This window comes from Pacificibacter sp., assembly GCF_039769035.1.
Classification (GTDB): domain Bacteria; phylum Pseudomonadota; class Alphaproteobacteria; order Rhodobacterales; family Rhodobacteraceae; genus Celeribacter.
Genome location: NZ_JBDMZG010000052.1, coordinates 1 through 6305 on the forward strand (window position 1 = coordinate 1; position 6305 = coordinate 6305).

The following is a 6305-nucleotide window of genomic DNA, read 5'->3' on the forward strand; positions in this document are numbered from 1 at the left end:
CCGCCTTCCTTAAGGTGTTGAGTGTCGGGTGATATCGGTGCAAAAGTCGCCTTGTCTCGAGATTGCAAAAGGAATGGGTGATGTCCCCGAATGATACGACTGGTCCTTGGGACAACGTTTCTGATGCAATGGATGCACTCGACGAGGCGGGTCGCCCGCAAGCGCCATCTTTGGATGGGGTTGATCCAAATGCGCGCCAAAGTGGACGGCGTTTGGCGGCGATTCACCGGATGCATTTGCGCGACATCGTACAAGCCCGTGTGCTTTTGGATCGGATCACGCAAGGCGGGGCGGGCGCTGATGCATTGGTGCAAGCGATCCCGCAGATGAGCATGACGCGGAACTATCAGACCTTTGGCAATTTGTGCGGGCGTGAGTGTATGGTCTTGAACATGCATCACAACATCGAAGAGCAGGACATGTTCCCGCGCCTTGAGCGCGCAGGCGTTGATGGCATCACGGCTGTGGTGAACAAATTGCGCGAAGAACACCGTGTTGTGCATGCGTTGATCGAGCGATTGTATGAGGCCGCTGTGGCTTTGGTCGAAGCGCCGACGGAACGCGCCTATTTGGACGCCCGTTTGGTGTTTGAACAGCTTGAAGCGGTGGTCAAATCGCACTTTAAGTATGAGGAAACAGAACTGGAAGAAGCCCTCGGGGCCTTTCAAGCAATCTAGGAGAGCGATGGGATGAAGGTTTATCTATCAGGAGAAATCCACACCGATTGGCGCGATCAAATTGTTGAGGGTGCAAAGGGTTTGGATGTGGTGTTTTCAGCGCCCGTGACAGATCATGCGTCTTCGGATGATTGCGGTGTCGCCATTATGGGCGCTGAGGCTGATAAGTTTTGGCATGACCACAAAGGCGCGAAGCTCAACGCCATTCGCACCCGCAACGCGATTGAAGCGGCGGATGTGGTTGTTGTGCGCTTTGGCGAGAAATACAAACAGTGGAACGCGGCGTTTGACGCCGGATTTGCGGCGGCTTTGGGCAAGTCCTTGATTGTGATGCACGGGGCGGATCACCAACATGCGCTGAAAGAAGTCGATGCGGCGGCCTTGGCCGTGGTTGAGACGCCTGAACAGGTCGTGGATATTTTGACTTATGTTCTGAAGGGTACTTTACCCCAGTAGTTCCCACAAATGTAGGCCATAAAAAAGGGAGCCGCTTGGGCTCCCTTTTGTTTGTTACGGCATTTGGACTGGCGGAATGTTCTTCGCTTTTTCCACCGCGGGGCGTGCGTAGAAACGCTCCACATAGGCCGGTACATTTTTCAGATCGTGATAGCCGACAACCTCTTTGGCACCGTAGAATTCCAACGAATTGATCCATGGCGCGATAGCGATGTCCGCGATGGAGTATTCGCCTGTGATCCAGTCTTTGCCTTCAAGCTGTTTCTCGAGCACAGCCAGTAAGCGCTTCGCTTCACCAATGTAGCGATCACGCGCAGTTGGGTCTTCCATCGCAGCACCTGCGAATTTGTAGAAGAAGCCAAGTTGACCAAACATCGGACCAATGCCACCCATTTGGAACATCAACCACTTGAGCGTCTCGTAGCGTTTTACGGGGTCCGCTGACAGCAGCTTGCCGGATTTTTCGGCCAGATAGATCAAGATCGCGCCGGATTCAAACAGCTCAATCTGTGCGCCATCTGGGCCGGTTGGGTCGATAATTGCTGGGATCTTGTTGTTCGGGTTGAGGGACAAAAATTCGTCCGTCATCACATCGCCGTTCATCAAACCAACAAGGTGCGCCTCATAGGGGATGCCCATTTCTTCCAACGCGACAGAAATTTTAACGCCATTGGGTGTTGGGAAGGAATAAAGTTGCAGTTTGCTTGGGTCTTGTGCGGGCCAACGGGCATTAATTGAGTGTGCGGCAATGGATGTCATTGAAAGATCCTTTTATATGTCTGGATGCAATATGGGGACTTTTGCATGATTTTTAACCTCTTCCGACTGTGCGCAATTGTGCTAAGCAATGTTTATAAGCGCGCACAATGACGCTTCTTAAACGCACGAGGGATAAAATGCTTAAAGAGTTTAAAGACTTCATCGCCAAAGGTAATGTCATGGACATGGCTGTTGGTATCATCATCGGTGCCGCCTTTACGGCGATTGTTAAATCCTTGGTCTCTGACCTGATCAATCCGTTCATCGGCCTATTCATCGGGGGTATCGACTTTGCGAACAAATATGTTGTGCTGTCCGGCGAGGTCGCGGCAGGCGCATCTTTGACAGACGCGCGCGACAGTGGCGCTGCGATTTTTGCCTACGGGTCGTTCATCATGGCGGTTATCAACTTCTTGATCATCGCATTCGTGGTGTTCATGTTGGTGCGCTACGTCAACAAAGTGAAAGCAGCGACTGAAAAACCAGTTGAAGAAGCGCCGGCGGCACCAGCAGGCCCAAGCGAGCTTGATGTTCTTTTGGAAATCCGCGACTCTTTGAAAAAGTAAAGCTGTCGACAGAGAATTGGAAACGGCCCGCAAGTCATGCTTGCGGGCCTTTCTTGTGACGCTGGGTCGGCGTCACCTTGGGGACACATATATAGTACGGCGCGCATTTGGATTTCCGTCGTGCTTGTTTTGCACTGGCGTATATGGGATATGTTTGCGGACAATGATTGATATCAGGGGAAATCTACCAACATGGCGCAAATGGATGAGACAGATCGCCGAATTTTGCGGATTTTGCAAAAGAAAGGCCGCATTTCAAACGCTGACTTGGCTGTTGAGGCCAATGTTTCCAGCTCTGCGTGCCACCGCCGCGTTCAACGATTAGAGGCGGACGGCATCATTCGTGACTATGTGGCGTTGTTGAATCCGGTCCATGTAGACCGTCGGTCAACGTTGTTTGTCGAGGTGACGCTGACATCGCAGGCGGATGAGGTTTTGGCCGCTTTCGAGAAAGCCGTTCAAACTGTTCCAGATGTCTTGGAATGTCATTTGATGGCAGGGGCAGCGGATTACATGCTTAAGGTTGTCGCAGCAGACACCGACCATTTCGCCGAAATTCATCGCAACTTGGTGCGGCTGCCAGGTGTGGTCAAAATGCAGTCGTCTTTCGCGATGCGCACGGTGTTCAAGACCACCAGTCTGCCCGTTTGATCCAGCGCAAGGTGCAAAACACGAGGAAAGGTGTTAACTAGCACTTAGTTTGTTTTTGGGAGGAAACGGGCAATGCCATTGGAAAGCCATACACAACAGGTGTTGAACGCGGTTGAATCACCGTCCGCCGCGTCACGACTGACGGCGTCTTGGCGGCGGTCGATGGTCAAACATGGCCTTGATCCAGCATTGCGCCACAGTCCTCGTCGCATTGAAATGACGCAAGTCGCACAACGACGCGCCGAGCTTGGCACGTTTCTTGAGGTCGCAACGCCAAAGCTCGATCAGCTGTTTCAAATGGTGGGCAACACGGGGTGTTGTGTTCTGCTCACTGACAATCAAGGCGTGGTGTTGGATCAGAGGTCCAAAGATGCGGATGCTGACACGTTCGAACAATGGGGGCTGTGGTCTGGCGCAGATTGGTCTGAAGAGGCCGAGGGCACCAACGGCATCGGCACTTGCATTGCTGAAGCGCGCCAAGTCAGCATTCATCGCGACGAACATTTCATGACCCGCAACACGGTGATGTCTTGTATGGATGCGCCGATTTTCGGACCGGATGGTGAATTGATCGGCGCGCTTGATGTGTCCTCATGTCGTGCGGATCAGACCGAAGCCTATGCGCGCTTGATCAGCAATGTTGTGGCGCAGACTGCCAAACAAATCGAAACAGACGCGTTTCGCATGGCGTTTCCAAAGGCGCGGATCATTGCCGCCCCAGATGAACGCAGTGATGGCGCGGTTTTGTTGGCGGTGGATCAGGATGATTTGATCATCGGCGCCACGCGTGCCGCGCGCCGTGTGTATGAATTGGGGCAGGGCGGGCAGCTCGCCCCGCTACCTGCCTCTGATATATTGGGTCGCGACAGTGATGCATCTGCGCTTGAACGTGCAGAACGAGCTGCGCTTAAACGTGCGATCACGCGGGCGGGGGGCAATATGTCTGCAGCAGCGCGAGAGCTGGGGATCGGGCGTGCCACGCTGTATCGCCGGATGAATCGCCTCGGAATTACGGAAAGTTAGCGGACCTGTCTCACCAGTGAGACACTGCTGCGCCGCAGCATGGGTTGCGCGGGGTGACGCAAGATAGGGCTCTGGTCATGGTCTTGAGCAACCGAGGTGGAGGATCTCGGATGTCTCAGGAGGATATACCATGAATGTAATGACCCAACCCATTTCAAAGTACGCATCGCCCTTTAAGGCGCGCTACGACAACTACATCGGCGGCGCTTTTGTACCACCCGTGAACGGTAAGTATTTCGACAATATCACCCCCATCGACGGCTCTGTTGTTTGCGAAGTTGCGCGTTCTGACGCAGACGATGTCGAACTGGCGCTGGATGCAGCCCATGTCGCCAAGGTGGCTTGGGGCAAAACATCGGCCACAGAACGCTCCAACATCTTGCTCAAAATCGCGGACCGTTTGGAAGAGAACCTAGACCTGTTGGCGCAGGCTGAAACATGGGACAACGGCAAGCCGATCCGCGAGACGACGAATGCCGACATTCCACTGGCGATTGATCACTTCCGCTACTTCGCAGGCGTGTTGCGCGGTCAAGAAGGCTCCATGTCCGAGATCGATTCCGACACAGTGGCCTATCACTTTCACGAACCGCTCGGCGTGGTCGGCCAGATCATCCCATGGAACTTTTCCATTCTGATGGCCGCATGGAAACTGGCGCCAGCCTTGGCAGCGGGCAACTGTATTGTGATGAAACCAGCTGAACAAACCCCTGCAGCGTTGATGGTTCTGATCGAGACAATCTCCGATCTTTTGCCAGCAGGCACACTCAATATCATCAATGGCTACGGTGGCGAGGTTGGCTCTGCTTTGGCCACATCCACGCGCATCGCGAAAATCGCCTTCACGGGCTCCACCGCGACAGGCAAGAAAATCATGGCGGCTGCAACAGAGAACCTGATCCCCGTGACGCTTGAACTTGGCGGCAAGTCTCCGAACATCTTCTTCTCTGACATTATGGCCGCAGATGATGCTTTCTTTGACAAAGCCATCGAGGGCTTCGTTCTGTTTGCCTTCAACCAAGGCGAGGTCTGCACATGTCCGTCGCGGGCATTGGTGCAAGAAGACATCTATGACGCCTTCATGGAGCGCGTGATTGAGCGTGTGAAAGCGATCAAGCAAGGCGACCCGCGCGATATGGACACGATGGTGGGCGCGCAATGTTCCCAAATGCAGCAAGACAAGATCATGTCCTACTTCACCATCGGTCGCGAAGAAGGCGCCGAAGTGCTTGTGGGCGGTGATGCGGCTGACGTTGGCAAAGATCTCGAGAACGGCTTCTACATTCAGCCAACCATCTTCAAAGGCACCAACGATATGCGTGTGTTCCAAGAGGAAATCTTTGGTCCAGTTGTGTCCGTCACAACCTTTAAGGACGAAGACGAAGCCTTGGCGATTGCCAATGATACGATGTACGGACTTGGTGCTGGCGTTTGGTCACGTGATGCGAACCGTTGCTTCCGCTTTGGTCGCGCGATTGAGGCGGGCCGCGTTTGGGTGAACAACTACCACGCTTACCCTGCGCATGCTGCCTTTGGTGGGTACAAGCAGTCCGGCATTGGTCGCGAAAACCATAAGATGATGCTCGACCACTACCAGCAAACGAAAAACATGCTGGTCAGCTACAATCCAAACAAATTGGGCTTCTTCTAGAGGCACCTCCCTGCGGGGCGCACAATAGTGCGCTCCGTTCCAATCAACGCGTCGTTGCCAGCCATTTGTCAGCTGTGAACCTGCCTTGCCTGTCACGCACCTTCATTCACTGCGGCGATTCCAATGAATGCGCTCTCCGAGTCGCCCAGTTCGACTCGCAATAGGCCTGATTCAGGGCGATTCCGGGTCGCGAATGAGCGAAGTTCGATGGTCGGGCTGCCATTTGAATATTCCATGGTGGCAAGCCATTCCGTTTCAGTTTGCCGGTTTCCATATAAATTCATTAAAATCAGTGTCTTGCGACAATGTTCGCAATTAATGCAATAAACTTCAAAAAAGCGCTTGCGGGTTTTGTTCGGTCGCCTTAGAACCCCCCTTACCGGAAGCGAGACACTGCGGACGGGACGAACTGGACGGTTGAGAGACTGGAAAGTTTAGGAAAATCAGAGGTTTAGGTTGGCGGGCGCGCTGGAGAGATTTAGCGCATCGGTTGGTTTTTGTTTCTGTCATTGTTGGATTTGA

The 6305-nt window shown here is 53.5% G+C and carries 7 protein-coding genes; 6 read left to right on the forward strand and 1 reads right to left on the reverse strand.

Annotation, left to right across the window (positions count from 1 at the left end):
• Window positions 1-80: 80 nt before the first annotated feature.
• Together ABF287_RS04940 and ABF287_RS04945 are read left to right on the forward strand one after the other, a co-directional pair.
• On the forward strand, window positions 81-677 hold the full coding sequence (locus tag ABF287_RS04940) for a hemerythrin domain-containing protein (protein WP_347183903.1): 597 nt from the start codon (window positions 81-83) through the stop codon (window positions 675-677).
• A gap of 12 nt (window positions 678-689) precedes the next feature.
• Entirely contained in the window at window positions 690-1133 is a 444-nt protein-coding gene (locus ABF287_RS04945; RefSeq protein ID WP_347183904.1) for a YtoQ family protein, read from the forward strand.
• A 54-nt stretch (window positions 1134-1187) separates the two neighbouring features.
• On the opposite strand, the gene ABF287_RS04950 is transcribed toward ABF287_RS04945, so the two are convergent.
• On the reverse strand, window positions 1188-1892 hold the full coding sequence (locus ABF287_RS04950; RefSeq protein WP_347183905.1) for a glutathione binding-like protein: 705 nt from the start codon (window positions 1890-1892) through the stop codon (window positions 1188-1190).
• Window positions 1893-2029: 137 nt separating this feature from the next.
• Between ABF287_RS04950 and mscL the strand changes: the two genes are divergently transcribed.
• The 4 genes from mscL (at window position 2030) to ABF287_RS04970 (ending at window position 5783) form a co-directional block, all read left to right on the forward strand.
• Window positions 2030-2458, forward strand: coding sequence for a large conductance mechanosensitive channel protein MscL (gene mscL, locus ABF287_RS04955; protein ID WP_347183909.1), 429 nt, complete (start codon window positions 2030-2032; stop codon window positions 2456-2458).
• Between the two features lie 192 nt (window positions 2459-2650).
• Window positions 2651-3109, forward strand: coding sequence for an Lrp/AsnC family transcriptional regulator (locus ABF287_RS04960; protein ID WP_347183906.1), 459 nt, complete (start codon window positions 2651-2653; stop codon window positions 3107-3109).
• A gap of 72 nt (window positions 3110-3181) precedes the next feature.
• On the forward strand, window positions 3182-4132 hold the full coding sequence (locus ABF287_RS04965) for a GAF domain-containing protein (protein WP_347183907.1): 951 nt from the start codon (window positions 3182-3184) through the stop codon (window positions 4130-4132).
• Window positions 4133-4262: 130 nt separating this feature from the next.
• The gene (locus ABF287_RS04970; protein WP_347183908.1) at window positions 4263-5783 is read left to right on the forward strand and encodes an aldehyde dehydrogenase family protein; all 1521 of its coding nucleotides are present in this window, start codon (window positions 4263-4265) and stop codon (window positions 5781-5783) included.
• The last annotated feature ends 522 nt before the right edge of the window (window positions 5784-6305 follow it).

Coding starts and splice junctions, on each gene's coding strand:
- ABF287_RS04940 (WP_347183903.1), top strand. CDS start 81: ATGTCCCCGAATGATACGACTGGTCCTTGGGACAACGTTTCTGATGCA.
- ABF287_RS04945 (WP_347183904.1), top strand. CDS start 690: ATGAAGGTTTATCTATCAGGAGAAATCCACACCGATTGGCGCGATCAA.
- ABF287_RS04950 (WP_347183905.1), bottom strand. CDS start 1,892: ATGACATCCATTGCCGCACACTCAATTAATGCCCGTTGGCCCGCACAA.
- mscL (WP_347183909.1), top strand. CDS start 2,030: ATGCTTAAAGAGTTTAAAGACTTCATCGCCAAAGGTAATGTCATGGAC.
- ABF287_RS04960 (WP_347183906.1), top strand. CDS start 2,651: ATGGCGCAAATGGATGAGACAGATCGCCGAATTTTGCGGATTTTGCAA.
- ABF287_RS04965 (WP_347183907.1), top strand. CDS start 3,182: ATGCCATTGGAAAGCCATACACAACAGGTGTTGAACGCGGTTGAATCA.
- ABF287_RS04970 (WP_347183908.1), top strand. CDS start 4,263: ATGAATGTAATGACCCAACCCATTTCAAAGTACGCATCGCCCTTTAAG.